21 protein-coding genes are annotated in these 25251 nt (G+C 74.3%); 17 read left to right on the top strand and 4 right to left on the bottom strand.

Features of this window, described 5'->3' with window-relative positions; genetic code table 11:
- The first annotated feature begins 102 nt into the window (after positions 1 to 102).
- The 16 genes from HEP81_RS32995 to HEP81_RS41725 all read left to right on the top strand — a co-directional run bounded on the left by HEP81_RS32995 (position 103) and on the right by HEP81_RS41725 (position 19957).
- Positions 103 to 3318, top strand: a complete 3216-nt coding sequence (locus HEP81_RS32995) for a DUF11 domain-containing protein (protein ID WP_051850624.1) — start codon at positions 103 to 105, stop codon at positions 3316 to 3318.
- Positions 3315 to 4016, top strand: a complete 702-nt coding sequence (locus HEP81_RS32990; RefSeq protein WP_037662768.1) for a Pvc16 family protein — start codon at positions 3315 to 3317, stop codon at positions 4014 to 4016. Before HEP81_RS32995 ends, HEP81_RS32990 begins: the two co-directional genes overlap by 4 nt.
- The gene (locus HEP81_RS32985; RefSeq protein WP_037662769.1) at positions 4016 to 6082 is read left to right on the top strand and encodes an ATP-binding protein; all 2067 of its coding nucleotides are present in this window, start codon (positions 4016 to 4018) and stop codon (positions 6080 to 6082) included. The genes HEP81_RS32990 and HEP81_RS32985 overlap by 1 nt, the downstream gene beginning before the upstream one ends.
- 208 nt (positions 6083 to 6290) lie before the next feature.
- Positions 6291 to 7847, top strand: coding sequence for a phage tail sheath family protein (locus HEP81_RS32980; protein WP_037662771.1), 1557 nt, complete (start codon positions 6291 to 6293; stop codon positions 7845 to 7847).
- A gap of 45 nt (positions 7848 to 7892) precedes the next feature.
- On the top strand, positions 7893 to 8333 hold the full coding sequence (locus HEP81_RS32975; protein ID WP_037662774.1) for a phage tail protein: 441 nt from the start codon (positions 7893 to 7895) through the stop codon (positions 8331 to 8333).
- Positions 8330 to 8827: a zinc-ribbon domain-containing protein gene (locus HEP81_RS32970; protein WP_037662777.1), complete on the top strand. Its 498-nt coding sequence runs from the start codon at positions 8330 to 8332 to the stop codon at positions 8825 to 8827. The genes HEP81_RS32975 and HEP81_RS32970 overlap by 4 nt, the downstream gene beginning before the upstream one ends.
- On the top strand, positions 8824 to 8982 hold the full coding sequence (locus tag HEP81_RS32965) for a DUF6760 family protein (protein ID WP_167739884.1): 159 nt from the start codon (positions 8824 to 8826) through the stop codon (positions 8980 to 8982). The genes HEP81_RS32970 and HEP81_RS32965 overlap by 4 nt, the downstream gene beginning before the upstream one ends.
- Before the next feature lie 4 nt (positions 8983 to 8986).
- Positions 8987 to 12148 carry a hypothetical protein gene (locus tag HEP81_RS32960; protein WP_037662779.1) on the top strand — a complete coding sequence of 1054 codons (3162 nt, stop codon included), beginning with the start codon at positions 8987 to 8989 and terminating at the stop codon, positions 12146 to 12148.
- 25 nt (positions 12149 to 12173) lie between these two features.
- Positions 12174 to 12599 (top strand): phage tail protein, encoded by a 426-nt coding sequence (locus HEP81_RS32955; RefSeq protein ID WP_037662782.1) that lies wholly within the window; start codon positions 12174 to 12176, stop codon positions 12597 to 12599.
- A 55-nt stretch (positions 12600 to 12654) separates the two neighbouring features.
- Complete coding sequence (locus HEP81_RS32950) at positions 12655 to 13377, top strand: CIS tube protein (protein ID WP_037662783.1); 723 nt, start codon at positions 12655 to 12657, stop codon at positions 13375 to 13377.
- Positions 13374 to 15197 (top strand): VgrG-related protein, encoded by a 1824-nt coding sequence (locus HEP81_RS32945; RefSeq protein WP_037662784.1) that lies wholly within the window; start codon positions 13374 to 13376, stop codon positions 15195 to 15197. The genes HEP81_RS32950 and HEP81_RS32945 overlap by 4 nt, the downstream gene beginning before the upstream one ends.
- Positions 15198 to 15234: 37 nt before the next feature.
- Positions 15235 to 15552, top strand: coding sequence for a PAAR domain-containing protein (locus HEP81_RS32940; protein ID WP_037662786.1), 318 nt, complete (start codon positions 15235 to 15237; stop codon positions 15550 to 15552).
- Positions 15552 to 15974: a GPW/gp25 family protein gene (locus HEP81_RS32935; protein WP_037662788.1), complete on the top strand. Its 423-nt coding sequence runs from the start codon at positions 15552 to 15554 to the stop codon at positions 15972 to 15974. The genes HEP81_RS32940 and HEP81_RS32935 overlap by 1 nt, the downstream gene beginning before the upstream one ends.
- On the top strand, positions 15974 to 17938 hold the full coding sequence (locus HEP81_RS32930; RefSeq protein WP_037662790.1) for a putative baseplate assembly protein: 1965 nt from the start codon (positions 15974 to 15976) through the stop codon (positions 17936 to 17938). Before HEP81_RS32935 ends, HEP81_RS32930 begins: the two co-directional genes overlap by 1 nt.
- Entirely contained in the window at positions 17935 to 18498 is a 564-nt protein-coding gene (locus HEP81_RS32925; RefSeq protein WP_037662794.1) for a phage tail protein, read from the top strand. The genes HEP81_RS32930 and HEP81_RS32925 overlap by 4 nt, the downstream gene beginning before the upstream one ends.
- A gap of 694 nt (positions 18499 to 19192) precedes the next feature.
- Entirely contained in the window at positions 19193 to 19957 is a 765-nt protein-coding gene (locus HEP81_RS41725) for an NADase-type glycan-binding domain-containing protein (protein WP_037658888.1), read from the top strand.
- A gap of 31 nt (positions 19958 to 19988) precedes the next feature.
- Here HEP81_RS41725 and HEP81_RS32915 read toward each other — a convergent pair whose 3' ends face one another.
- Positions 19989 to 21251 (bottom strand): PP2C family protein-serine/threonine phosphatase, encoded by a 1263-nt coding sequence (locus HEP81_RS32915; RefSeq protein WP_106979984.1) that lies wholly within the window; start codon positions 21249 to 21251, stop codon positions 19989 to 19991.
- 48 nt (positions 21252 to 21299) lie between these two features.
- The gene (locus HEP81_RS32910) at positions 21300 to 21872 is read right to left on the bottom strand and encodes an HD domain-containing protein (protein WP_037658883.1); all 573 of its coding nucleotides are present in this window, start codon (positions 21870 to 21872) and stop codon (positions 21300 to 21302) included.
- A 160-nt stretch (positions 21873 to 22032) separates the two neighbouring features.
- On the opposite strand from HEP81_RS32910, the gene HEP81_RS32905 reads away from it, so the two are divergent.
- On the top strand, positions 22033 to 22770 hold the full coding sequence (locus HEP81_RS32905; RefSeq protein ID WP_051850358.1) for a DedA family protein: 738 nt from the start codon (positions 22033 to 22035) through the stop codon (positions 22768 to 22770).
- Between the two features lie 76 nt (positions 22771 to 22846).
- On the opposite strand, the gene HEP81_RS32900 is transcribed toward HEP81_RS32905, so the two are convergent.
- Positions 22847 to 24460, bottom strand: coding sequence for an amidohydrolase (locus tag HEP81_RS32900; protein WP_037658881.1), 1614 nt, complete (start codon positions 24458 to 24460; stop codon positions 22847 to 22849).
- 86 nt (positions 24461 to 24546) lie between these two features.
- Entirely contained in the window at positions 24547 to 25188 is a 642-nt protein-coding gene (locus HEP81_RS32895; protein ID WP_037658879.1) for a TetR/AcrR family transcriptional regulator, read from the bottom strand.
- Positions 25189 to 25251: the final 63 nt, after the last annotated feature.

Here is a 25251-nt window from a genome sequence, read left to right as displayed (position 1 = left end):
GGGGCCTTCCCCCGGGAGGGTCCCCGCCGCCCTGCCGCGGGGCGCGCCCATGGCGCACAGTGGCGGGGCGCACCCATGTGTACCGAGACTGCGAGGTGGACCGTGAACGGCACCGCTGGCCCCGGCGGGCAGCGCCGACTGGGGAGATTCGGCGCCTCGTTGGTGCTGCTGATCCCGTTGTTCGCGGTGACCGCGGCCTCGGGACCGAGCGGCGCGGACCCCGTCCGGCCGACGGCCGACACCGCGCCCGCGCGGGTGGCGTTCGCGGGCACCGACCATCGCAGCCTGGGCCGGGTCGCGAGCACGGAGTCCAGCGATCCGCTCTTCGGCGCGGGCCCGGCGCACTACGACGTACAGGCGACGGCGCTCGGCGACACGATGGTGTTCGCGAGCCGCCGCGACGACAAGCGTCCGCAGATCTATCTGCGGGCGGCGGACGGCTCGGTGCGCAAGCTGACCAGCGGCCGGGACGCGGCGCATCCCCGGCTGACCCCGGACGGCGGTTCGGTGGTGTTCGACTCGGCGGAGCCGGGCGGCCCGGACGGCAAGAAGCAGCGCGATCTGTGGCTGGTGCGCACCGACGGCACCGGTCTGACCCGGCTGACCGACACGCCGTACGACGAGCAGAGCCCGACGGTGTCGGCGGACGGGCAGCGGCTGGCCTACAGCGCGAACCCGGACGCGGCCGCCGGGGCGCAGATCTATGTGCGCCCGCTGGCCGGGGGCACCGCGACCGCGCTCACCGGGACGCTCGGCGGCAAGGCGACCGAGCCGGTGTTCAACCCGGTGAACGACGACGCGCACAAGAACCTGCTCGCGTACACCTACACCGTCGACTCCAACACCGGGCCCCGGCTGCGGGAGCTGGGCCGCCCGGACGGCGACCAGCCGCTGCTCGCGGGCACCGCGGCCCAGTGGGCGACCCACGGCGCGGCCTGGATGCCCGACGGGAACGGCGTGCTGTTCCTGAGCACCAACCACACCTGCTCCTGCGAGGGTGACTGGAACCATGTGTGGCGGGCCCCGCAGGACCCCGCCCAGCACCCGGACCCGGATCTGGTGCTCAGCGAGAACCGCGATGTCTCCTCGGTGACCTGGGTCGGCCCCGCGGACGGCGGCTACCCGGTGGTGGACCGGCTCTCGGAGCCCGCCCCGGCGGTGAAGGGCGTGGGCGCGACGCCCGACCAGCGGGTGGCCACTTTGCAGGACGTGCGGATGGACGGCTCCGACCCGCGCGATCTCGGCGTGCCGGTGCTCCAGGAGGACCCGGCGGCCGGTACCAACACCGATCCGACGAAGGACCCGTTGTTCCAGCCGGCGGCCGGGTACGACCCGTGGACCGAGCGGCAGAACTACACGCCGGACGGCCGCGGGATCGTGGTGACCCGGTTCGAGGACGCCCCGAGCGGCCAGGGACGGATCGAGCGGATCTGGACGACGGACGCCGACGGGCAGAACCCGCGGGCGATGCCGCTGGCCGGGCGGGGGCCGCAGGACTGGGACACCGACCCGACGTTCTCACCGGACGGCAAGTACCTTGCCTTCACCCGGACTTCGCCGGGCGGGGTCGGCTCCGCGTCCGGTCCCGGACGCATCCTGATCGCCGACGCCACGACGGGCGCGATCGTGCACGAGGTGGTTCCGCCGACCGGGCAGCAGAGCGGCAGCGACGCCCAGCCCACCTGGTCGCCGGACGGCACCCTGCTCGCCTTCACCCGCAACGCGGTGATCGACGGCAAGGGCGGCAACAAGCACATCTGGACCGTGCCGATCAACGACCTGAACCAGCAGAAGGACCTCAGCGCGGCGAACTGCCCCGGCAACTGCTCGGTCATCGACGACAGTCCCGCCTTCTCCCCCGACGGCCGCTCGATCGCCTTCAACCGCAAGAACGGCGGCGGACTCGTCGACGAGCGCAACGGCCTGGTGCTGACCTCCGTGTCCGGCGACAGCTGCCAGGTGTTGCTGCCCGAGGCGGCGCGGGGCACGGCGGACGCCTGCCGTCAGCAGCTGCCCGACACCACGGTCACCGGACCGCACCAGCCGCGTGACGCGGCCTGGACGGCGGACGGCTCCCAGATCGTGTTCAGCGCGCGCGACGACGCGCCGGTCAACTGCCACGAGAACCTGTATGTGCTGACCGTCTCGACCGGCCATGTCTCCCAGCTCACCACCGAGTTGCCGGGACGCCAGAAGGAGCCCAGCGTCGAGCAGTCGGTGGACCTGGCGGTGCACGCCCCGGGTACGACACCGCCGGTGACCGTCGGCAAGTCCACGGATCTGACGGTGGACGTCGTCAACAACGGCCCGGCCGCCTCGCCCGGCACCAGGCTGACCATGGCCCCGCCGACCGGGGTGACCGTCACCAAGGTCACCTACCCGGGCGGCACCTGTGACGCGGCCACGCTCCAGTGCGACCTCGGGGTGGTGCCACCCGGTACGACGGTCCCGGTCACCGTGACCGTCACCGGGAACGTGACCGGTGACCAGCCGATCGACTGGTCGGTCACCGGCAGCGTCATCGACCCGCAGCCCGGGGACAACTCCGCCCGGACCGTGGTGCCGGTACAGCCGCCCGCGCCGCCGACCCCGCCCCCGTCGCCCACGCCGCCCCCCACGCCCACGCATACGCCCACTCCGCCGCCGCCTCCGCCGGCGCCGCCCGCGCCGAAGGCGGGTCCTGGGGTCACCGTGACCGCCCAGCCCAACCCGGGCTATGTCGGCGGCCGGGTCGTGGTGACGTACACCGTGCGCAACGGCCGCAACGCGCTGGCCACCGGGCTGCGGCTGCGCATCACGCTGCCCGCCGGGATCCCGAGCGGCGGTCCGCCGCCGGGCTGCGACAGCTCCTGGCTGTGCGCGCTGCCGGATCTGGCGCCGGGTTCCAGCACCGTCGTCCGGGTGGTGCTCGCCCCCGACCACGCGCTGACCGGCCGGACCACCGGTGTGCTGACCACCACCGGCACGGATGCCGACCCCCGGGACAACAAGGCCAGTACCAAGCTGCGGATCCTCCAGCCGAAGATCATCGCGGTGCCGCCGATCGGCAAGCCCGGCTTCGTCACCTCGGTGCGCGGCAAGGACTTCCCGCCGGGCGTGCCGGTGCGGTTCGCCTGGAAGCCGGGGATCACGGCGGCCGCCGCGCCGACCGTGCCCAAGCCGGACGGCACCTTCATCGGCCAGCTGCTGATCCTCACCAAGGACCAGACGGGCCCGCGCACCATCACCGCGCGAGGTCCCGGGTTCTCCCCGGTGAAGACGGACTTCCTGGTCGTGACGGGCAGTGTGCAGCCGCCCGACGAGGTGACCCGCCGATGATCCACGAGGTCGACGAGGCGCTGCGTGCGCTGCTCGCCGGGTCCGGTCTTGAGGCGTCCGGGGTCGAGGTGGTCTTCGACGCCCCGACCCGTGAGTGGGCGGCCCGCCGCAACGCGCCCACGGTGTGCGTGTTCCTCTACCACATCCAGGAGGACGCCAGCCGGCGCGGCAGCGGCGCCGGTGAGGTGCACGACGCCGAGGGCTATGTGGTGGCGCGGCGCACCCCGCCCCGCTGGTTCGAGCTGACGTATCTGGTCACGGCGTGGGCGAGCCGACCGCAGGACGAACACCGGCTGCTCTCCCAGGTGTTGGACACTCTGGTGAGCACGGACGCGCTGCCGGAGGACATGCTCACCGGCTCGCTCGCCGAGCTCGGTCTGACGGTCTCCCTGGACACCGCGGGGGGCGGCGTCGACGCGCCGTCCGCGTCCGATGTGTGGTCGGCGCTGGACGGCGAGCTGAAGCCGTCGCTCGGGGTCCGGGTGCGCGCACCGCTCGCCGCCGTGGCCCGCCCGGCCGCGCCGCCGGTGACCGAGGGTCTGCTGGTGCGCACGGGCGGGCTCGGGCCCGAGGAGGAGCCCGCGCCCGGGCGGCGGCTGCGGTACGAGGAGGTGGGCGACCCCGGTTCGCAGGGCTTCGCAGGACCTCGCGCACGGCCCGCGGTTCCGGCCCGGCGCCGTAGGGGGAGGCAGGCCTGATGTACGCCACCGAGGCCGAGGTCGACGTCCTGTGGACGCGGCTGCGGCTGATCGAGGAGCGGGTGCGGTACGCGGTGGCCGCGCGGCGCGCCGTCGACCCGGATCCCGACGACCCGTACCGGGGCCAGTATCTGACCCCGGAGGCGGTGGAGCGGATCCTGGAGGGGTCGGGCGGCCTCGGGCTGCCCGACCATGAGCCGCCACCCGTGCCCCCGACGTCCGAACTCGGGCTGCTGACGGAGCGGTTCGGGCTCTCGCCGCTGGACACGGATCTGCTCCTGGTCGCCCTGGCACCGGATCTGGACCCCCGGTTCGAGCGGCTGTACGGCTATCTCAACGACGATCTGACGCGCCGCCGGCCGACGGTCGCCCTGGCCCTGGAGCTGTGCGGACTGCCCGCCGCGTCGGCCGCCCGCTTCCGGCTCTCCCCCGGGGCGCCGCTGATCGCGGGCGGTCTGATCGAGGTCACCGAGCCCGAACGGCCGCCGCTGTCCCGTGTGTTGGCGGTCCCGGACCGGGTGAGCGCACACCTGCTGGGCGGCACGGAGCCCGATGCGCGGCTGGCCGGGCTGCTCGGCGAGGCCGACGCCGACCCGACGGCCGAGCCCGCCGACGTGGCCCGGGCCGGTGCCGCGGTGCGCTCCGGTCCCGGTCTTGTGCAGCTGCTGGACCGCGGCGGCGACGCCCCCGGCCTCGCGGTGGCGGCCCTGCGCGCGGCCGGACTGCGACCGCTGGTGCTCGACGCGGCGGCGCTCGCCCGGCACTCCGCCGAGGTGCCCGCGCTCGCCCGGGTGGCGGCACTGGAGGCCCGGCTGTCCGGGGCGGGCGTCGTCCTCGGCCCGCTGGAGGCGCTGCCCCCGGAACCCGCCCGGCGCGAGAGCCTCATCAGGGACCTGTGCGCCGCGCTGCGCGGCCTCCCGCTGTTCCTGTACGGCACGGACGGCTGGGACCCGGCCTGGGCCGCCGACACCCCGGTGGTCCTCCCGGTGGCCCCGCCCTCCCCCGAGCGCCAGGCCACCCGCTGGCGGCACGCGCTCGAACGGGCCGGCTCCGACGGCATCGCCCCGGCCGAGGCGGACACGCTCGCCGCGGCGGTCGCCGCGCACCGGCTGGACGGCGGGCAGCTGCGCCGGGCCGCGGGCGCCGCGGTGCGCACGGCCGCGCTGGCCGACCGCGCGGTGCGGCCCGACGATCTGCGGGCCGCCGTACGGGCGCAGAACGGCGCGGGGCTCGCGCGGCTGGCCCGCCGGGTGGAACCGGCCGTCGGCTGGGACGACCTGGTGCTGCCCGCGCCGACCCACCGCAGGCTGCGGGAGCTGGCGGTGCGCGCCCGGCATCGCGAACAGGTGCTCGGACAGTGGCGGATGCGGCCGGGCGGCGGCCGGGGGCGGGGCGTGATCGCGCTGTTCGCCGGGGAGTCCGGCACCGGCAAGACGATGTCCGCCGAGGTGATCGCGGCCGACCTGGGCATGGATCTGTACGTGGTGGACCTGTCCACGGTGGTCGACAAGTACATCGGCGAGACCGAGAAGAACCTGGAGCGGATCTTCACCGAGGCGTCCGCGGTCAACGCGGTGCTGCTGTTCGACGAGGCCGACGCGATCTTCGGCAAGCGCTCGCAGGTCAAGGACGCGCACGACCGGAACGCCAACATCGAGTCGGCGTATCTGCTCCAGCGCATGGAGTCCTTCGACGGCATCGCCGTACTGACCACCAATCTGCGGGCCAACCTGGACGAGGCGTTCACCCGGCGGCTCGATGTGATCGCCGACTTCCCGGTGCCGGATGCCGGTCAGCGGCTCGCGCTGTGGGAGCGGTGCCTGGGCGGGCGGCTGCCGCGCGCCGCCGATCTCGATCTCGGCTTCTGCGCGGACCGCTTCGAACTGGCCGGCGGCTCCATCCGGGCGTGCGCGGTGACGGCCGCGTATCTGGCGGCCGAGGCCGGACTTCCGCTGAGCATGCGGCAGTTGATGACAGCGATCGCCCAGGAGTACCGCAAGCTCGGCCGGCTGGTCCTGGAGAGCGAGTTCGGGACATGGACGCGGGACATGCTGGCGGACTCCTGAACCGCCCGCTGTCCAGCGGTTTTTACCGTTCCTAGGGCTTTCCCACAGGGTGCGTTGCCCGAAAGGGAAGGCGGGGCGGGATGCGGGCGCCCGGAAAGGCAGCGGGCTTGCCCTCGCCCAGGTCCGCGCGCCCCTGTCGCCATGCCGCACCGGCCTCGGAGACTCGACATCGACGCAGGTGACACCACTGGCACACGAAGGAGCGAGTATGCCGACGTACCTCACCCCGGGCGTGTACGTGGAGGAGGTGCAGTCCGGTGCGCGACCGATCGAAGGGGTCGGCACCGCCGTCGCCGCGTTCGTCGGCTTCGCCCAGACCGGACCCTTCCACGAGCCCACCCTGGTGACCAACTGGGACCAGTACACCCAGCACTTCGGCGGATTCACCGAGGGCACCTATCTCGCGCACGCCGTGTACGGCTACTTCGCCAACGGTGGCGGCGCGGCCTACGTGGTCCGGATCGGCGGCTCCGGCCGTGACTCCGCAGCGCCGGCGGCCGGGTCGGTGCCCCGGCAGGCCCAGGCACCCGAGCCGGTGGCGGTCGGCGGGTTCCTCGTCGCGGCCAAGCCCGGTGTCTCCGGGGTGTCGGTGGAGATCGCCGACCCGGAGGGCGAGGGTCCCGAGGACCGCTTCCGGCTGCTGGTGCGCCGCGGCGAGCAGGTGGTGGAGAACTACGACGTCTCCACCCGCAAGAACGTCAAGGGCTATGTGGTCAACCAGGTCCGCGCCTCCAAGCTGATCGAGGTCACCGAGCAGCGCGACGCCGCCGCCCAGGCGCGGCCCGCCGCGCAGACGGTGGCCCTGCCCGACGTCCCGGGCGCCCCCGCGGTCCCCGCGTCCGGCGAGGTGGCCCGGCTCGACCCCGCCGAGTACGTCGGCGACTCCGCCGCCCGCACCGGGTTCGGCGGTCTTGAGGCCATCGACGAGATCACCATGGTGGCGGTCCCGGACCTGATGGGTGCCTTCCAGCGCGGTGACATCGACGCCGAGGGCGTGCGCACGGTCCAGCTCGCGGTGATCTCGCACTGCGAGCAGATGGGCGACCGGGTGGCCGTCCTGGACACCCCGCCGGGCCTCAACGCCCAGCAGGTGCGCACCTGGCGCAACGACGAGGCCGGCTACGACTCCCGGTACGCCACCCTCTACTACCCCTGGGTGCGGGTCTTCGACCCGGCGGCCGGCCGCAACACCACGGTCCCGCCGAGCGGTCACATCGCGGGTGTGTGGGCGCGCAGCGACGCCGAGCGCGGTGTGCACAAGGCGCCCGCCAACGAGGTGATCCGCGGCGCGGTCGACCTGGAACTGCGCCTGAGCAAGGGCGAGCAGGACCTGCTGAACCCGATCGGCGTGAACTGCGTACGGGCCTTCCCCGGCCGTGGCATCCGGATCTGGGGTGCCCGCACCCTGTCCTCCGACCCGGCCTGGCGCTACCTGAACGTGCGCCGGTTGTTCAACTACCTCGAAGAGTCGATCCTGTTGGGCACCCAGTGGGTGGTCTTCGAGCCGAACGACGACCGGCTGTGGTCCAGCATCCGGCGCAATGTCACCGCGTTCCTCACCGAGGAATGGCGGCGGGGCGCGCTGTTCGGGCGCACCGCCGAGGAGGCGTTCTACGTCAAGTGCGACCGCGGCAACAACCCGCAGGAGTCCATCGACCAGGGCCGGGTCGTGTGTGAGATCGGTGTCGCACCGGTCAAGCCCGCCGAGTTCGTGGTCTTCCGGCTGGCCCAGTTCTCGGACAGCACCAGCCTCATCGACGAGTGAGACCAGTGACCCGCGGGTCGGTCAAGGAAAGGTGAACAAACAGTCATGGCAGAGGGCGATGCTCTTTCCACCCATGTCTTCGGCGTGCAGCTCGGCGGCTACATGGTGGAGTCCATCCAGGAGATCAGCGGTCTGACCGTCGAGGAAGAGGTCGTCGAGGTACGGCAGGTCACCTCGGAGGGCAAGCAGATCATCCGCAAGCAGCCGGGCGCCCGGCAGGCGGGTGAGATCACGATCACCCGGGGACTCGACAAGTCCAGCGAGTTCACCAAGTGGATCAAGGAAACCCTGAACAACGGTGCCGTCGACACCGCCCGGCAGAACCTGACCATCGAGATCAAGGACTCCAAGGGCGAGACGGTGCGCCGCATCCAGCTGATGCAGGGCTGGGCCTCCCGCTGGGAGGGCCCCTCGCTCAAGGCGGGCGAGTCCGCGGCGGCGACCGAGACGGTCACCATCGTGTTCGAGGAGATCGTCGTCGAATGAGGCGCCGTACGGTGACGGCGGGCAGCCTGGAGGAGATCCTCGACGCGACGGCGCCCGCCGCGGCCCCCGAGCAGTCGCCGGCCCCGGCGCCACCGTCCGGCCCCCCGGCCACGCGTGACCACGGGCTGCGCACCGAGTTCGAGTTCGAGCTGCCGCGCGGGTACGTGGACGAGTCGGGCACGCTGCACCGCAGCGGCTCGATGCGGCTCGCCACGGCCCGTGACGAGCTGCGCCCGCAGATCGATCTGCGGGTCAAGGAGAACCCCGCGTACCTCAGTGTGGTGCTGCTGAGCCAGGTGATCACCCGGCTCGGCACCATCACCGATGTGCACGCGGGAGTCGTGGAGCGGATGTACGCCACCGACGTCGCCTTCCTCCAGGACTTCTACCGCCGGGTCAACAGCGAGGGTCACACCCGCGCGGCGGTGACCTGTCCGCACTGCGAGGGCGGCTTCGAGGTCGACCTCTCGGGTGGGCGCCTGGGGGAATCGTGACGTACGCGCTTCCCCGGCTCCGGGAGGAAGTCGCGTACATCGCCTATCACTTCCACTGGCAGCGTGAGGAGATCCTCGATCTCACCCATGCGGAGCGCCGTCAGTGGGTGGGCGAGATCGCTCGTATCAACGCCCGTGTGAACGAGGGTGGTTGAGGTCATGGCGTGGTGGGATGTACGCCGCCGAGGGGACCGGGCCGCCGACATCGCGTCGGCGGCTCCGTCGGGTCCGTCCGGCCTGGGTCCGGCCGGCTCCGAGCCGTCGCGGGCCCCTTCGGCGACGCCCGGGGGCTCCCTGCCCGGGGACTGGGACGGCGGTTGGCGCCGGGTCGCGGCTCCGTCGCTGACCGTGGCGCGCGCGCCGCTCGGCGTCAGCGACGGCCTCACCTTCCGCGACGGCCTCACCTCCTGGCAGAACCCCACCTTCGACTCGGGCCTCGGCCATGGGCTGCTGCCCTCGGCGCCGATGGGCCTGGTGCACGGTGTGACGCGCCCTGCCGTCCAGCGCTCGGAGTACGGCTCCGGCGGTCCGCTGCTGCTGCGTTCGCTGCCGGAGCCCGGCGGCGAGGAGGCGGCCGACGGTGCCGATTCCGCCCTGGCACAGGTCCAGCGGGTGGTACGGGCGGACGGGCGGGACGCCGGAGAGGTGCGGCGGCCGACGGCCAAGTCGGCGCGGTCGCAGGCTGTTTCACCTTCGCCGGGTGCGGAGCGTGCGGTGGCCGACGGTGCGGGACGAGCGACCGGACCGGAGCTTCCGGTGGTACGGCGGGTCGCCGTGGTGCCGAATGCTCCGGGTGCCGGAACGACGCCCCGGGGTACGGCGGTCGAGCCGGGCCGGGCGGGCGCTGTACGACCGCGACCGCTGAGCCCCTCACTGACCGTGGCGCGCCGGGTGGCGACCGGGCCGGTACGGCGGGTCACCGCGGTACGACCGGCGCCGGCCGCCGGTGTCGAGGCCGGTGCCGGTGTCGCGGGTGCCGCTGCCGCTGCGGTCCAGCGCGCCTCCGCTCCCGGGCGAGCGCCTGGGCGCGCTTCGTTGGGTGCGCCGATGACCGAACTTCCTTCCACGGCGGCCCCGTTGGCTGTCGAGGGACCGTCCCCTTCCGGCACGGCCGATGCGCCGTCGTCGAGTGCTCCGGTGCTGCCGGTGGTGCAGCGACGGGTCGATGCTCCCGAGAGCGGCGCCGGGGAAGCCGTTGCGGCGCCGCGGGTCGTCGCGCCCGCCGCGCGGACGGACGCCGGTGCGCAGGCCCCTGCCGTACAGCGCCGGGCGGACGACTCCGGTTCCGGGCCGGCCGACACTCGGGCGGCGTCCAAGCCGCTGCTCCCCGAGGTGCGGCGTCAGGTGGCGGCCGCTGCCGACAAGGCGCCCGAGACTCCCCGTACCGCCGAGGTCCAGCCCTCGGCCGCTCCGGTGCTGCCGGTCGTACAGCGTCAGGCGGAGGCTTCTGCCTCTACCGGGCACGAACTTCCGGCCGCCGAGGCGCAGAAGCCCTCCCGGGGCATCGCTCCCGCGCCCTCCCGGCCGCTGCTCCCCGAGGTGCAGCGTCTGGTGGACGCTCCGGGCTCCGCCGGGAACACGAGTCCGGCCGCGCCCGGTCTGCCGAGCACCGGTACTCCCGGGGCTTCCGGCACGACCGGCGCTCAGCCCCCGGCGGGACCCGCGCTGCCCGTCGTACAGCGCCAGACGGACAGCGCGGACGCCACCCCCGCCGACGCCCGGCCGGGCTCCGGGTCCGAGCCGTCCGTCGTACAGCGCGCGGCGGACGTCCCCGAGGCCGTCCGGCCGACAGCCAAGCCGTTGCTCCCCGGAGCGCAGCACCGGGTGGACGCACCGGCCCCGGCCGGGGGCGAACTCCCCGCCGTGAACGGGCCGGTGCTGCCCGTCGTTCAGCGCCAGGTGGAGGCTCCCGGCACCGAGGTGCCCGCCAAGCCGCTGCTGTCGGCGGTGCAGCGCCAGGTGGACGCTGCCGGCTCCGCCGAAAAGGAAGGCCCCGCCGCGGCTCCCCGGCCGGCCGCCGCCGAGCCGACGCCCGGGCCGGTGCTGCCCGTCGTACAACGCCAGACGGACGCCTCCGCTCTGCCCGGCCCCTCGACCGCCCCGACAACACGCTCGGGCTCCTCGGCCGGTCCGACGACGCGACCCGGCGCCGGACCGGCCGCCGCCGAAGGGCCCGCGCCGTCGCGTCGTACCGAGCGGACCGGACCGTCCGGAGCCCGTGCCCGTGGTGGTCTGGGCGCGCCCCTGTCCGCGCTGCCGCCGACCGCCGACCCGCGTGGTCCGGTCGGCGCCGGTGGCCGTCCGGCCCAGCCCTATGTCCAGCGGATGGCGGCGGGGCAGGAGGCGCTACGGGCCTCCATGGCGCCCCTCCTGGGGACGGCGGCCACGGGCAGCCCCGCGCCCGCAGCCAACTCCACCGGCCCGACGTCCACTTCGGCGCCCGCCGAGGGACCCGCACCGGCCACTCCCCTGGTGAACCGTGCCGTGGCACAGCCGGGCCCGTCGGCCACGGACGCCCCCGGTGTCGTACAGCGCGCGGCGTCCACCGGACCCGCGAAACCGGGACCCGCGCAACCCGCACGGCGTGCGAACACCGCGCCCCCGGTCGTCGTGGCCCGTGCCCTCGCCGAGCCCCGGCGGACCGCGCGCACCACCGCCCGCTCGCTCCTCTCCGCCCGCCCCCTCACCCTCAACACCCGTGCGTCGGAGGGCATGCCGCGCCCGCCGCACGCCGAATCCCCCGGCGCTCCCGTCAAGCCCCCGGTCGTGGCCGCCTCTTGGCTCCGTGAGCCCGCCCCGGAAGCGGTAGGACCGGCCGCCCCCGGGGCATCCCCGGTCCAGAGGGCTGTCTCGACTCGCCCGAAACTTCCCGTCGTACGCCCGGACACCACCGTCCAGCGGACGGCAGCCGGTGCCGCCCTGCCCCTGACCGAGGCGCAGGCTCCCCCGCTCCGGGCGGCGCCGTCCCCGGCGTCGCTCACATCGCCGGGCGGGCTGCCCGTACCCGTGGTGCGGATGACCCGGCCGGCGGAGCCGACTCCCGTGGTTCCGGGCGGCGTTCAGGTCGATGTCGTACAGCGGGACGCGAAAGAGGCGGCCGGCGGCACGTCCGCGCGCAATCGTCCGCGGTCGGTCTCGGCGCCGGCGTCCTTCCCCGCGTCGGGCACGACGGCCGGCAAGAAGGAGGCCGCGCCGCAGGACCCGGGTGTCGACCTGGAGGACCTGGCGCGGCGGCTGCTTGACCCGTTGGCCCGGCTGCTGCGGGCCGACATGCGGCGGGGACGGGAACGCGCCGGACGCCCCTACGACGGACGGCGCTAGCGGACATGGAACGGATGGCCCACGGATGACGGACAACATCTTCGCGACGAGCGTGTTCTTCCGGCTCCAGATCGGCGGCAACGATCTGGGTGCCTTCCACACGTGCTCGGGCATGGGCGCGCAGGTGGAGATGGAGAGTTACGCGGAGGGCGGCAACAACGGCTTCACCTGGCAGCTGCCGGGCCGGGTCACCTGGTCCAACATCACGCTGACCAGGCCGGTCACCGCCGACACGATGAAGATCAGCCGCTGGCTCGACCAGACGCTGCGCCGGGTGGAGCCCAAGGACGGGGAGATCGTGGCGCTGAAACCGGATCTGTCGCGGATCATCAGCTGGCAGGTGCTGGGCATCGTGCCGGTGCGCTGGGAGGGCCCGTCCTTCGACCCGGCCAACTCGCAGGCAGCGCTGGAGACACTGGAGATCGCCCACGAGGGCCTGCGCCCCTCCTGACCCCGCGACCGGTACCCGCCCGCTCACCTCGATCCGTACGAAAGGAGTTCCCGGTATGTCCTCCGCCGCCCGCACCAGCCGTGCCCGGGCCCAACTGACCCTGAAGGAACCCCCTTCGGCGGTCGGCGCGAAGCCCGGCGGGACCATCGCGCAGCTCGATCTCCAGTTCAACCCGTCCACCCTGCAACTGCGCAAGTCCACCACCTGGCGGCGCACCCCCTCCCGGATGGCCGGGCAGTCGGCGCTGCCGGAATTCGTCGGCAGCGGGCCCCGGGAGCTGAGCCTGGACGTCTTCCTCGACGCGACGTCGACGCACGACGACTCGGTCGAGCAGGCGGTGGAGAAGCTGATGAAGGCCTGCGTGCCGACACCGGCGAGCCTCGCCCGCAAGAAGCCCGCGAGCCCCTGGGTGCGGTTCGAGTGGGGTACGGCCCGCACCACCTCCTTCGACGGGGTGATGTCCGGGCTCTCGGTGACGTACACGCTGTTCGACGTGGACGGCAAGCCGCTGCGGGCGACCTGTTCGCTCTCCGTGGAGGAGGCGAGCGTCGACCCGGCGGGGCAGAACCCCACCTCGGGCGCGCGCACCGCCCGCAGCACGCACACGATCGTGGCCGGGGACAGTCTGGCGCTGCTGGCCTGGCGGGAGTATGGCGACGCAACGGCCTGGCGGGTGATCGCCGAGGCGAACGGGATCGACGACCCGATGGACCTGCCGCCCGGCACCGAACTGGTGGTGCCGGCGCTCGGGGACGCGGGCGGTGAGGAGGAGCGGTGACGACACCCGAGGCGCGGGGCGGCCGGTCGTTCGCGGCGGACCCCGTCGTGGAGGCGCCCGGTGAGCTGCCGCAGATCTGGGCGGCGCAGCTGGTGAGTTGTGTGGTGGACGAGAACGTGGGGCTGCCGGACACGGCGGTGCTCACCTATCGCGACCCCGACAACGAGTTCCTGAAGTCGACCGGCATCACGCTCGGCACCCCGCTGAAGGTGTCGGTGGTGACGGTCGCCGGGCAGGCGCGCGAGCAGTTGTTCAACGGCGAGGTCACGGCGGTGGAGATCGACCGGGACGGCACCGGTTCGTTCACGGTGGTGCGGGCCTACTCCAAGGCGCACCGGCTCCAGCGCGGCCGGAAGGTGGTGGCGTACCGGAACATGACGGCCGCCGCCATCGTGCGCAAGGTGGCCGCGGGGGCGGGGCTGCCGGTGGGGAAGGTGGAGGCCGCGCCGGTCACCTACAAGCAGCTGTCGCAGGCCAACGTCTCCGACTGGGACTTCCTCCAGTATCTGGCGGGCGAGAGCGGTGCGCAGGTGCGGGTGGACGACAAGGGGGTGCTCCAGTTCACCCGGCCCGAGCCGGCATCGGGGGCGCCCGCGCCGTCGACCCCGGCGACGCAGAGCCCGATGGTGCTGGAGTACGGGCGCAATCTGCTGGCGCTGCGGGCCGCCCTGTCCGGCGCGGACGGCGCGTCCCAGGTGGAGGTGCGCGGCTGGGACGTCACCACCAAGACGCCCCTGGTGGCCCGGCAGCCCTCGGTGACCAGCACGACGGTGCAGCCGGGGCTGTCCCCGTCGCTGGCGTCCACGTTCGGGGCGAGCGCCAAGCTGACGGTGACCGACACCCCCTACCGTACGCAGGCCGAGACGACGGCGGCCGCGACGGCGATCTCCGCGCAAGTGGCTTCCGCGTTCGGTGAGTTGGAAGTGGTGGTGGAGGGCAGTCCGCGGCTGCGGGCCGGGGTGCCGGTGGCGCTCGGCAATGTCGGGCCCGCCTTCTCCGGCCGGTACACGGCGACCGCCGTGCACCACAGCCTGGATCCGCACGGCGGCTACCGGACCACGGTGTGGGTCAGCGCCAGCCCGGACCGGTCCCTCGCGGGCCTGGCCACCGGTGCCAACGCGCCCGGCCGGGGCCCGCGCATCCCGGGCCTCGCCATCGGCGTGGTGACGGACGTGCGGGAGCCGGGCGGCGCGCAGAGCGGCGCGGTGCGACTCAAGTTCCCCTGGCTGGACGACACTTATGTGTCCGACTGGGTGCGCACGGTGCAGTGGGGCGGCAAGGGCGGCGGTGGCGTGGTCAGCCCCGAGGTCAACGACGAGGTGCTGGTCGGCTTCGAACAGGGCCTGCTGGACAGCCCGTACGTCATCGGCGGCCTGTACAACGGCGTGGACACCCCGTCCAAGCACGATGTGCCGCTGATCGACGGGACCAGCGGCAAGGTCAACCGCCGTTCCGTCGTGTCCCGTTCGGGACACCGGGTGGAGCTGCTGGACCCGCGCTCGGGCCCCTCCGGGGTACGGCTGCGCACCGGGGACGAGCGCATGGAGGTGATGCTCGACGACCGCAACGACCGGATCACGCTGACCGTGTACGCGGCCGGCGGGCGCCGGGCGCTCACCTCGGTGCGTCTGGACGAGCACGGCATCACCCTCGACGCGGGCACCGGCAAGGTCAGTGTGAAGGGCGCCTCCGTGGACATCGACGGCACCAACTCGGTGAAGATGTCCGGACGTTCGGCGACCGTCTCCGGGCAGACCGATCTCACGCTCGACGGCGGTCTGCTGGGGGTGCTGAAGGCCGACCTCGTCCGCATCAACTGAACCGCCAGCCCCAGACACTTCCCAGGAGGAGCCCCACATGCCCGGCGCAGCCCGTACCGGCGATTCCACCAGCCACGGCGGGGTGGTCGCCACCCCGCCGCCCGGCGCCGCCGCGACGGTGGCCCGGGTACTGATCGGCGGCAAGCCCGCCGCCGTGGTGGGCAGCCTGCACACCTGCCCCGTCCCCCCGCACGCGGCCCTCGGCCCCGGCAATGTCATCGTGCCCAACCCGGCCTCGCTGACCTCCGGACTGGTCCTGATCGGCGGGCTGCCGGCCGCCCGCGCGGGCGACAAGTCCGCGTGCGGCGCGAACATCCTGCTCGGTGCCCTGAACGTGCAGATCGGGGGCCTGTGATGAGCGAGCGGTTCATCGGCCGGGGCTGGGCGTTCCCGCTGCGGGTCGGCCCGACCGGCGGTATCGCGCTGGTGGAGCGGGAGCGGGAGATCGAGGAGGCCATCCGGCTGGTCCTCGGCACCGCGCCCGGTGAGCGGCCGATGCGGCCCGAGTTCGGCTGCGGCATCCACGACTACGTCTTCGCGCCCGGCGACGGTGCCACCGCGGGCCGGATCGCCCAGCAGGTGCGCGAGGCGCTGGAGCGCTGGGAGCCGCGGATCGGCGTGGACGAGGTGGTCGTCGCCTTCGACGCCGTCGACGACGGCACCCTCTACATCGATGTGCGCTACACGATCCGTTCCACCAACGACCGGCGCAACCTGGTGTTTCCCTTCTACACGATCCCCTCCGAGGAGGGGGCCGAGGAAGCGGTCGCGGACTGATGGCCCTGCCCTCCCCCAATCTGGACGACCGGCGCTTCCAGCAGCTCGTCGACGAGGCGAAGCGCTATGTGCAGCAGCGCGCCCCGGAGTGGACCGATCACAACGTCTCCGACCCGGGCGTGACGCTGATCGAGACGTTCGCGTACATCGTGGACCAGCTGCTGTACCGGCTGAACCGGGTGCCGGACAAGAACTACACGGCGTTCCTCGACCTGTTGGGCATCCGGCTGTTCCCGCCCGCCGCGGCCGGGGCCGAGGTCGACTTCTGGCTGTCGGCGCCGCAGCAGGACGCGGTGACACTGCCCGCGGGCACCGAGGTGACCACCGCGGACGGCGAGGCGGAAGAGCCCGTGGTGTTCGCCACCAAGGACGAACTGCGCATCGTGCCGAGCGAGTTGACCCGGCTGGTGGCCGCGCCCCGGGGCGGTGAGCAGACCGACAGGACCCGGGAGCTCGCCGAGGGCCGTGATGTGCGCTGCTTCCAGGCGGCCCCGCAGCCGGGTGACGCGCTGCTGTTCGGGCTGCCCACGGCGGTGCCCCGGTGCATCGTGGCGGTACGGCTGGACAGCCGGGTGGAGGGCGTCGGCGTGGACCCGCGTCAGCCGCCGCTGGTCTGGGAGGCGTGGGACGGCGGCCGCTGGCGGCCGTGCGAGACCGGCTCGGACACCACCGGCGGTCTGAACCGGCCCGGCGAGGTGATCGTGTACGTGCCCGGCGAGCACACGGCGTCCGTGATCGGGGGTACCCGGGCGGGCTGGCTGCGCTGCCGGGTCACCGAGGCGGAGCCGGGCCAGCCGTTCTACTCGGAGTCGCCGACGGTGCGCGAGGCGACGGTGTTCACGGTCGGCGGCACCACCCCGGTCGAGCACGCCGAGACCGTCACGGATGTCCCGCTCGGCACCTCGGAGGGGGTCGCGGGCCAGACGTTCCGGCTCGGCCGACCGCCCGTGCTGCTGGACGGCGGGCCGCCGCTGGTGGAGGTCTCCTCGGCCGACGGCTGGCAGCGCTGGGAGGTGGTCGAGCACTTCGGGCGCTCGGGCCCCGGCGACCGGCATGTCCGGGTGGACGCCACCACCGGCGAGTTCAGCTTCCCGCCGGCGCTGCGCGAACCGGACGGCACGCTGCGGCTGTGCGGCGCGGTGCCGGAGAAGGGCGCCCACATCCGGGTGTCCCGTTATCGCACCGGCGGCGGCCCGGCCGGCAATGTGGCCCGGGGCGCGATCTCGGTGCTGCGCAGCTCGGTGCCGTACATCGCGCGGGTCGTCAACCGGGAGGCGGCGCGCGGGGGCGTGGACGGGGAGACCGTCGCCAACGCCAAGCTGCGCGCCCCGGACGCGCTGCGCATGCAGGAGCGGGCGGTCACCGCCGAGGACCACGAGATCATCGCCCGGCAGGCGGCGCCCTCGGTGCGCCGGGTGCGCTGTCTGCCCGCCGGGGACGGCGGTGCGGGGGCGGTGCGGGTCCTTGTGGTGCCGGACGCGGTCGCCGACGAGGGTGACGACCGGCTCCGTTTCGAGCAACTGATCCCCTCGGACCAGGTGCTGGCCGCGATCACCGAGAGCCTGGACGAACGGCGTCTGATCGGCACCCGGTTGGTGGTGGAGCCGCCGGTCTACCAGGGCGTCACCGTGGTCGCCCGGCTCGCGACCGCGCCCGCCGACACCGACCGGGTGCGGGACGCGGCGCTCGCCGCCCTGTTCCGCTATCTCAATCCGCTGCGCGGCGGCCCGGACGGCACCGGGTGGCCGTTCGGGCGTCCGGTGCAGTACGGCGAGGTGTTCGGGGTGCTCCAACGGGCCACCGGCAACGCGCTGGTGGAGGAGATCCGGCTGTTCGCCGCCGACCCGATCACCGGGCGGCGCGGCGCGCCGGTGGACCGTATCGACGTCGGTCCTGGCGCGCTGATCTTCTCCTACCAGCACCAGGTCGTCGTGCAGCCCATCGAGCCGGAGGCCCGCACATGAGCCGTGCCGCCGTTCCCGGTCTGCCGAGCCGGCATCCGATCGGCGGGCTGCTGCCCGCGCTGTACGCCGACGACGACTTCGCGCAGCGGTTCACCGCGGGCCTGGACACCGTTCTCGCCCCCGTGTTCTCCACCCTGGACAATCTGTCCGCCTATCTCGACCCGCGGGTCGCCCCGGCCGACTTCGTGGCCTGGCTGGCCTCGTGGGTGGGTGCCGCCGACGACGAGCAGTGGCCGGAGGCGCTGCGCCGCGAGGCGGTGGTACGGGCGGTGGAGCTGCACCGCTGGCGCGGCACCCGGCGCGGTCTCGTCGAGCGGCTGCGGCTCACCCTCGGGGTGGAGGCCGATGTCCTGGGCGACGGCGGCGCGGTGTGGTCCCGGACCCCGGGCACCCCGCTGCCGCCTGCGCCGTCCGGCGAGGTGCTGGTCCGGGTGTGGCCGGGCCGGGAGCCGGTGGTGGACGCGGACCGCGTCCGTGAGATCGTCCGCGCCCACAGCCCCGTCCATGTCCCCTGCCGGGTCGAGATCCTGTCCGGACCGCCCGCCGACGAAGGGAGGTGACGCCATGCGCGCCTGTCCCACGTGCGGGGCGTCCAACGGCCCCGACGACGACTTCTGCGGCAACTGCGGTGCGTATCTGGGGTGGTCCTCGGAGAGGCCCGCCGCGGCGAGTCCACGGACGCCGGAGGAGGTCGACGCTCCGGAGACTGAAGCGAGTTCAGCCCTCCCGGCGACGGATTCCGTCTCGGCCGAGGGCAGTTCGGGGCCGCCGAGCGCCGCCACCCGGCCCCCGGCGGAGGACTCGCGTACGGCCGGGCCTGCGGAGGAACGCCGTACGACGCGTACCGGCACCGACGCCCGGCCCGTCCAGGCTCCGCCGGTCCCCCGTACGGCACCCACCGCGTCCGGCGGGTCCGGCGAGTCCGGAGCTTCCACCACGCCCCCGGAGCCCGCGGCGCCCCCGTCTCCGCGCACCCCACCCGCGCCGCCGACCCCTCCCACAGCCGCTGCCTCCACGGCATCCCCTGCCACCCCGGAACCACGCACCGCTCCCACCCCGTCCGCCTCTCCCACCCCACCGCCCACTCCCCCGCGCCCCACCTCTCCACCATCCACCCCCGCGCGCCCCGTCTCCCCGTCGCCCCCTCCCGCGCGCCCCGCCTCTCCGCCGCCCCGGACGCCGCCCGCGTCCCCGGCCCCTCGGGCGCCCCGCGCGCCCGAGCCCGCCGAGGCGGAGGCCCGGCAGCCCGCTCCGGTGCTGCCCGGGAAGCCGGTCGCGCAGCGGCCCGTGGTGCGGCCGGTGGAGCAGCGGGAGGAGGTGGTCGGACCGCCGTGCCCCGCGTGCGGGACGCCGAATCCGCCGGGGCGCAAGTTCTGCCGCCGCTGTGCCACCCCGCTGAACCCGCAGGCGGCCCCCGCGCCGCTGCCGTGGTGGCGGACGATCTGGCCGTTCCGGCGCCGGGTGCGGGCCGGGTCCGGTCGGTGGGTGCGAGTGCTGGTGATCCTGCTGGTGGTGATCGCGCTGTGCGTGGGCGGGTTCCTGCTGCTGCCCGCAGGGCGCGCCCTGTTCGAGGACACCCGGGACAAGCTCGGCGGCAGCAAGGCCATCACCGCGACGAAGGTCACGGCGAGCGCGGCCGTGCCCGGTCATCCGGCGTCGAACACCACGGACGGCCTCAGCAACCGGTATTGGGGCGCGCCGGGTCCTGGTGCCTCGGTGACGTACACCTTCGGCAAGCCGTTCCGGATGGTGGATCTCATCATCACCAACGGCGCCTCGGACGCGCCGCAGCAGTACGCGACCGAGGCCCGTGCGCTCCAGATGGACATGGAGGTCACGTCCTCGGACGGCACGGTGCACCGCGAGTCCCTCTCGCTGAGCGACAAGGCGGGTCACCAGACGATACCCACCGGGATCAGCGACGTGGTGCGGGTGCGCCTGGTGCTGCACTCGGTCACGGGGCTGGCGCCGGGCCGTCATGTCGCCCTCGCGGAGGTGGAGTTCTTCCAGCGGAGCTGAACTTCGCCCGAGAGCGGCGGAGTTCAGGGTCTCAGCCCGGCTGCGGTCCCGACCGCGGCCGCAGCCGGGCGGCCAGGGCGGCCACGTCGTCCTCGGTGTTGCGGGCGTCGAGCCGGGTGACAACGGTGTCGAGGATGTCGTCGAGACCCGGCGAGGTCCCGAAGTCGATGGCGCCGAGCCGGTCCAGGGAGCGGTCGATGTCCTCGCCGCGCCGCTCGACAAGACCGTCGGTGAACAGGATCAGGGTCTGCCCCGGCGCCATCCGGAAGGTGGCCGGCTCATAGCCGCCCAGCCCGGTGCCGAGCGGCGGTCCGACCGGCACCGGCAGCGGGGTGGCCCGGCCGTCCGCGTCGATCACGAACGGCGGCAGATGCCCGGCGCTGGCCAGCGTCACCAGGCCCCGGTTGGGGTCGATCTGCGCGAGCAGGCAGGTGGCGGGCCTGCGTTCGGGCTCGTCGGAGGCCATGTCGTCCAGCTGGCGCAGCACCCGGTGCGGGGGCAGGTCGGCGGAGGCGATGTAGCGCAGCGAGGAACGGTAGGCGGTCATGTCGACGGCGGCCTCCAGGCCGTGCCCCATGACGTCGCCGACGACCAGCAGGGTGCGGCCGAAGTGCAGTCGTACGGTCTCGCACCAGTCCCCGCCGACCAGCGCGCTGTGTCCGACGGGCAGATAGCGGATGGCGACGTCCAGGTTCGGGTGCGGGCGGCCGGGCTCGGCCAGCAGGGCGCGCTGGAGCTTGCCGATGATGCTGCTGACCGCGTCGTGCTCGCGGGCGTGCCGGATGTGGGAGGCGGCGCGTTCGGTGAGGAAGCGCAGGAACTCCGCCTCGGGCGCGGTGTAGGACGCGCTGTCGCGGGCGCAGACCAGCACGCCGTAGTGGCGGCCGCCGGTGGCCAGCGGTACGCAGAGCGCGGTGCGCTCGTCGCCGGGTTCGGCGGCGACGGTCAGGTCCTCGTCCGGGTCGGCGGCGACCCGGGCGGCCGCGGCGACCCGCCGGGCCGCGGGCAGCAGGGCCGGGTTCCCGCCGACCGCCTCGTAGCCGACGCCCGCCTCGCGGCCCCAGCGCAGCACGGCCGCGGCGCCGCCCACCTGGGCGACGGCGGCGCGGGTCAGCTCCGCGCAGGTCGTGTCCTCGTCGAGGGTCGTGCCGATCGCGGCCGCCACCGCGCGCAGCTCGGCCGGGCCCGCGGGCACGGGGGCCTCTTCCGGGGCAGGGGTGCCGGGGCCGGTGCCGGGGCCGTGTTCGACGGCGTCGACCGTCGACTGGCGAAACGGCTGAAACCAATCCACCACAGGACTCACCTTAAAGGGGGACGCCCCCACAGTCCCACCATGGGCACATCAGCATCTGCCGGACCCCGCCCGAGCATGGCTCGCGGCGACGCGCTCCAGGACCGGCCGCCAGCTCTCCGGGGGCCGTACCCGCAGGCCGACGACCTTTCCGGCGTCGTCGGCGCGGCGCAGCGCGAGAGCCGCCGCGAAGTCCGGGCCGGCCGCGAAGGCCGCCGCCTCCGCCGGGCTCATGGGGCCGCCCTGGCAGCCGAGGGTGCGGGCGCTCTCCGGGGACAGCGCGAGCCCCGGTTCGGTGGCGGCGAGGTAGCGCTTGGCCGGAATGTGCAGGGCGACCAGGCGGGCGACACGGGGCCCGAGCAGGCCCTCCACCGCGGTCGCGGCGTGGGTGCCGTGTCCGGCCTCGTCGCCGGGCACCAGGTGATGGCCGATGTCATGGACCAGCCCGGCCGCCTGCGCCTCCTCGTCGTCGGGGCGGCTCGCGGCCAGCAGCGCGGCGACCTGGAGGCCGTGGTCGAGGATGTCCACCGGGTCGCCGGAGCGGTCCGGGGTGTCCCAGACGCCGGCGCACCCGGCCAGCAGGCCCATCAGCGTGTCGACGGAGGAGATCGGGCGGTGCGTCATGGGGACACGCTGCCTCGGTGGGGTGTACGACGGGTGACCGGGGGATGTCGGTCCGCCCCGGCCTGTGCCTTCGCACATGTCTTCCACGCGCGCGCATGCCCTCCCCGCGCAGGATGCTGGTGAGCGTGGAGCCCTGCGAGGAGGCCAGGAGGCGCGGCCGGTGATCGCCGTCAACCCGTTGGACAGCGCCTCGGTGCTGGCCGCCTTCGGCGCGCTCGGGGTGCTGGCGGTGATCTTCGCGGAGTCGGGGCTGCTGGTCTTCGGCTTCTTCCTGCCCGGGGACACGCTGCTTTTCCCGGCCGGAGTGCTGTGCGCGGGCACCGCCGAGCAGCCGGCGCGGCTCGCGCTGTGGCAGGTCCTGCTGTGCGCGGCGATCGGCGCGGTGGCGGGGGGCCAGGTCGGCTATCTGATCGGACGGCACGGCGGCCGGGCACTGCTCGCGCACACCTCGAGCCGCCGGGTGAAGGGCGCGGCGGCCCGCGCCGAGGATCTGCTGGCCCGGTACGGCTACGGCAAGGCGCTGGTGATCGGCCGGTTCGTGCCGCTGCTGCGCACGGTGCTGCATCCGGTGGCGGGGGCGCTCGGGGTGCCCGCCCGGCCGTTCACCCTCTGGCAGACGGTGGGCGGGGTGCTCTGGTCGCAGGCCCTGGTCCTGGCGGGGTTCACCCTCGGCGCCTCGGTCCCCGCGGTGGACGACTATCTGTTGCTGCTGGTCGCTGCGGTCGTCGTGCTGTCCATGCTGCCGCTGCTGGTGGAGGCCCGCAGGAGGCGACGGCAGCGGCGGGCCTCGCCGGAACTGGAAGGGCACGCCGGGGCGGAGGGGCCGGAGGGGGACGCCGAGCCGGCACCCCGCGACGAGCCGGAGCGGCGCGACCAGTCCGGGCACCACGACCGCTGAGCGGGCACCCCGCAAAGCCCCCGAGGCCCCCGAAGCCCGAGGCCGCCGGACCCCTGAAGCCCCGCTCCCCGATGCCCTACACCCCCACCCCCCGATGCCTCACCCGCCCCGCCACCACCGTGAGCACCACCGGCACCCCCGCCAGCTCGGTGTCGGCCACGGCCAGAGGGTCCTCCGCGAGCACCGTGAGGTCGGCGCGATACCCGACGGCGAGCCGCCCCGCGTGCTCCTCCTCCCCCGCGACCCAGGCGGCGTTCATGGTCATCGCCCGCAGCGCCTGGAGCCCGGTGAGCGCCTGCTCGGGGCCGTGCGGCGGCAGGGAGAGGTCGGCGGGGCGGCGGTGCCGGGCGCCGGCCATGACCTGGAGCGGCGGGTACGGCGCGATGGGCCAGTCGGAGCCGAGCACCACCGTCGCCCCGGTGGCCCACAGGTCACGGCAGCGGAACGCGCGCCCCGCCCGCTCCTCGCCGAGCCGCCGCGACCAGTTGTCGGTGTGGTCGGCGCGGGTGAACTCGCAGCAGTGCGTGGGCTGCATGGACGCGGCGACCCCGAGCGGCGCGAACCGCCGTACGGTGTCGTCCGGCACGGTCTCGATGTGCTCGACGCGGTGCCGCGGGCCGCTCGGGTGCTCGGCCCGCGCCTTCTCCACGGAGTCCAGCACATGCCGTACGGCCGCGTCGCCGATGGCATGGGTGGCGGTGGGCACCCCGGCGCGGTGCAGGGCGCCGATCACCCGGGTGTAGCGCAGCGGGTCGGGCCAGAAGGCGCGCGTGGACTCGCCGTGCCGGTCGGGGTCCTCCAGCCAGGCGGTGCCGTTGTCGACGGTGCCGTCCATGAACAGCTTCACGCCGGTCACCCGCCACAGCGCGCCGCCGGTGCCCTGGAGCCGGACCAGTTCGGCGAGCGCGTCGTCGTCGGTCTCCGGGCGGCACCAGGGGTGGACCCGCAGCCGCAGGGGCAGCGCGTCCTCGGCCTCCAGGGCGGCGTAGACATCGAGGCCGGTGCCGTCCATGGCGTGCCCGCCGGTGAGACCGGCCGCGGCCATGGCGTGCAGCACCTCGGCGGTCCGTGCCCGTATCTGCGCCTCGGTCGGCTTGGGCGCGGCGGCCTCGGCGGCCTCGCAGGCGGCGTCCTCCAGGAGCAGTCCGGTGGGCCGGCCCTCGGCGTCGCACACGATCTCCGAGCCCTGGGCGAAAGTGCGGGGCCCGTCGATGCCCGCCAGTTCCAGGGCGCGTTCGCTGGCGAGCAGCGAGTGGCCGTCGAAGAGGTCGAGGAGGGCGGGCACGCCGTCGAGGACGGGGGCGAGGGCCGCGTGCCCGACCGGGGCGCTGCCGAAGGCGTTGGGGTCGAGGCCCCAGCCGCGCAGCCAGGCGCCCGGCGGCAGGTCCCGCGCGGCCCCGGCGAGCGCGTCCCGTACGGCGGCCAGGTCGCGGCAGCCGGAGAGGTCGACGCCCATGGTGCGCTCGGCGCCGGAGACCGGGTGCAGATGCCCGTCGGTCAGACCCGGCACGATCACCGCGCCGCGCAGGTCCAGCACGGTGCTGCGGGGTCCGGCGAGCGCGCGGGCCTCCCGGTCGTCGCCGAGCAGCACGATGCGCCCGTCCCGCGCGGCGAGCGCGGTGTGCGGCAGGAGACCACCGGTGGCCGGGTCGAGCAGCCGGGCGGAGAGCAGGACGAGGTCGGCGGGCACGGGGACTCCTTCAAACTTCGGACTTCAGAACTTCGGGCATCGGAGATCAGGCATCGGGCATCGGGCATCAGGGCAGGCGGGGGACGTCAGCCCGCGGCCGCACCCCGCTCCAACGCTCCTTCCCCCAGGCCGAGTTCACGCTCGGCCGTGCGATGCGCCATCCGGTGCACCGCGGCCGGGACTTCCGGGCCGACGGTGTTGACGTCGGCGCTGAGCCCGTCGAGGACGACAAGGATCTGGAGCGCGACCGCGAGCGGGTCCTCGGTACGGAACTCACCGGCGGCCACACCGTCCTGGATCAGCCCTTCGAGGCGGCCGCGCCAGTCGGCCTCCTGGAGGGCGACCCGGTCGCGCAGGGGGGGCCGGTAGCGGCTGAGGTGGCGGGCGTTGAGCCAGAGCCGGCTGATCGCGTCGTACGTCTCCCCCGAGGTGTGGTCGAGGAAGCGGGCCAGCCGCTCGACGGGGCGCTCGTCGTGCGGCCCGGCGGGCAGCAGGCGGTCCAGTTCCCCGGTGGCCGCGCTGCCGAACGCCTCCGCCACCAGTTCCTCGGCCGAGGGGAAGTAGTGGCTGATCAGCCCGGGCCGCACCGCCAGTTCCTCGGCGATCCGGCGCAGGGTGATGCATTCGAGGCCCTCGGCCAGGGCGATCGCGGCGGCCGTGTCCACGATCTCGGCCCGCCGGGCCGCCGGGTCCTTGCGGATTCGTTTGCGCTGAACGCTTGACGACATGACGGCGATGCTATTGAGTGACCGACCAATAAGCAACTGGTCGCCCGCCCAATAAGCGACCTG

Origin of the sequence: Streptomyces griseofuscus, assembly GCF_014673495.1 — a bacterium.
Lineage (GTDB): Bacteria > Actinomycetota > Actinomycetes > Streptomycetales > Streptomycetaceae > Streptomyces > Streptomyces murinus.
Note: the sequence above shows the minus strand (reverse complement) of the source record. Positions and strands in the feature narration are given on the sequence as shown.

Coding starts and splice junctions, on each gene's coding strand:
- HEP81_RS32990 (WP_037662768.1), top strand. CDS start 3,315: ATGATCCACGAGGTCGACGAGGCGCTGCGTGCGCTGCTCGCCGGGTCC.
- HEP81_RS32985 (WP_037662769.1), top strand. CDS start 4,016: ATGTACGCCACCGAGGCCGAGGTCGACGTCCTGTGGACGCGGCTGCGG.
- HEP81_RS32980 (WP_037662771.1), top strand. CDS start 6,291: ATGCCGACGTACCTCACCCCGGGCGTGTACGTGGAGGAGGTGCAGTCC.
- HEP81_RS32975 (WP_037662774.1), top strand. CDS start 7,893: ATGGCAGAGGGCGATGCTCTTTCCACCCATGTCTTCGGCGTGCAGCTC.
- HEP81_RS32970 (WP_037662777.1), top strand. CDS start 8,330: ATGAGGCGCCGTACGGTGACGGCGGGCAGCCTGGAGGAGATCCTCGAC.
- HEP81_RS32960 (WP_037662779.1), top strand. CDS start 8,987: ATGGCGTGGTGGGATGTACGCCGCCGAGGGGACCGGGCCGCCGACATC.
- HEP81_RS32955 (WP_037662782.1), top strand. CDS start 12,174: ATGACGGACAACATCTTCGCGACGAGCGTGTTCTTCCGGCTCCAGATC.
- HEP81_RS32950 (WP_037662783.1), top strand. CDS start 12,655: ATGTCCTCCGCCGCCCGCACCAGCCGTGCCCGGGCCCAACTGACCCTG.
- HEP81_RS32940 (WP_037662786.1), top strand. CDS start 15,235: ATGCCCGGCGCAGCCCGTACCGGCGATTCCACCAGCCACGGCGGGGTG.
- HEP81_RS32935 (WP_037662788.1), top strand. CDS start 15,552: ATGAGCGAGCGGTTCATCGGCCGGGGCTGGGCGTTCCCGCTGCGGGTC.
- HEP81_RS32930 (WP_037662790.1), top strand. CDS start 15,974: ATGGCCCTGCCCTCCCCCAATCTGGACGACCGGCGCTTCCAGCAGCTC.
- HEP81_RS32925 (WP_037662794.1), top strand. CDS start 17,935: ATGAGCCGTGCCGCCGTTCCCGGTCTGCCGAGCCGGCATCCGATCGGC.
- HEP81_RS32910 (WP_037658883.1), bottom strand. CDS start 21,872: ATGACGCACCGCCCGATCTCCTCCGTCGACACGCTGATGGGCCTGCTG.
- HEP81_RS32895 (WP_037658879.1), bottom strand. CDS start 25,188: ATGTCGTCAAGCGTTCAGCGCAAACGAATCCGCAAGGACCCGGCGGCC.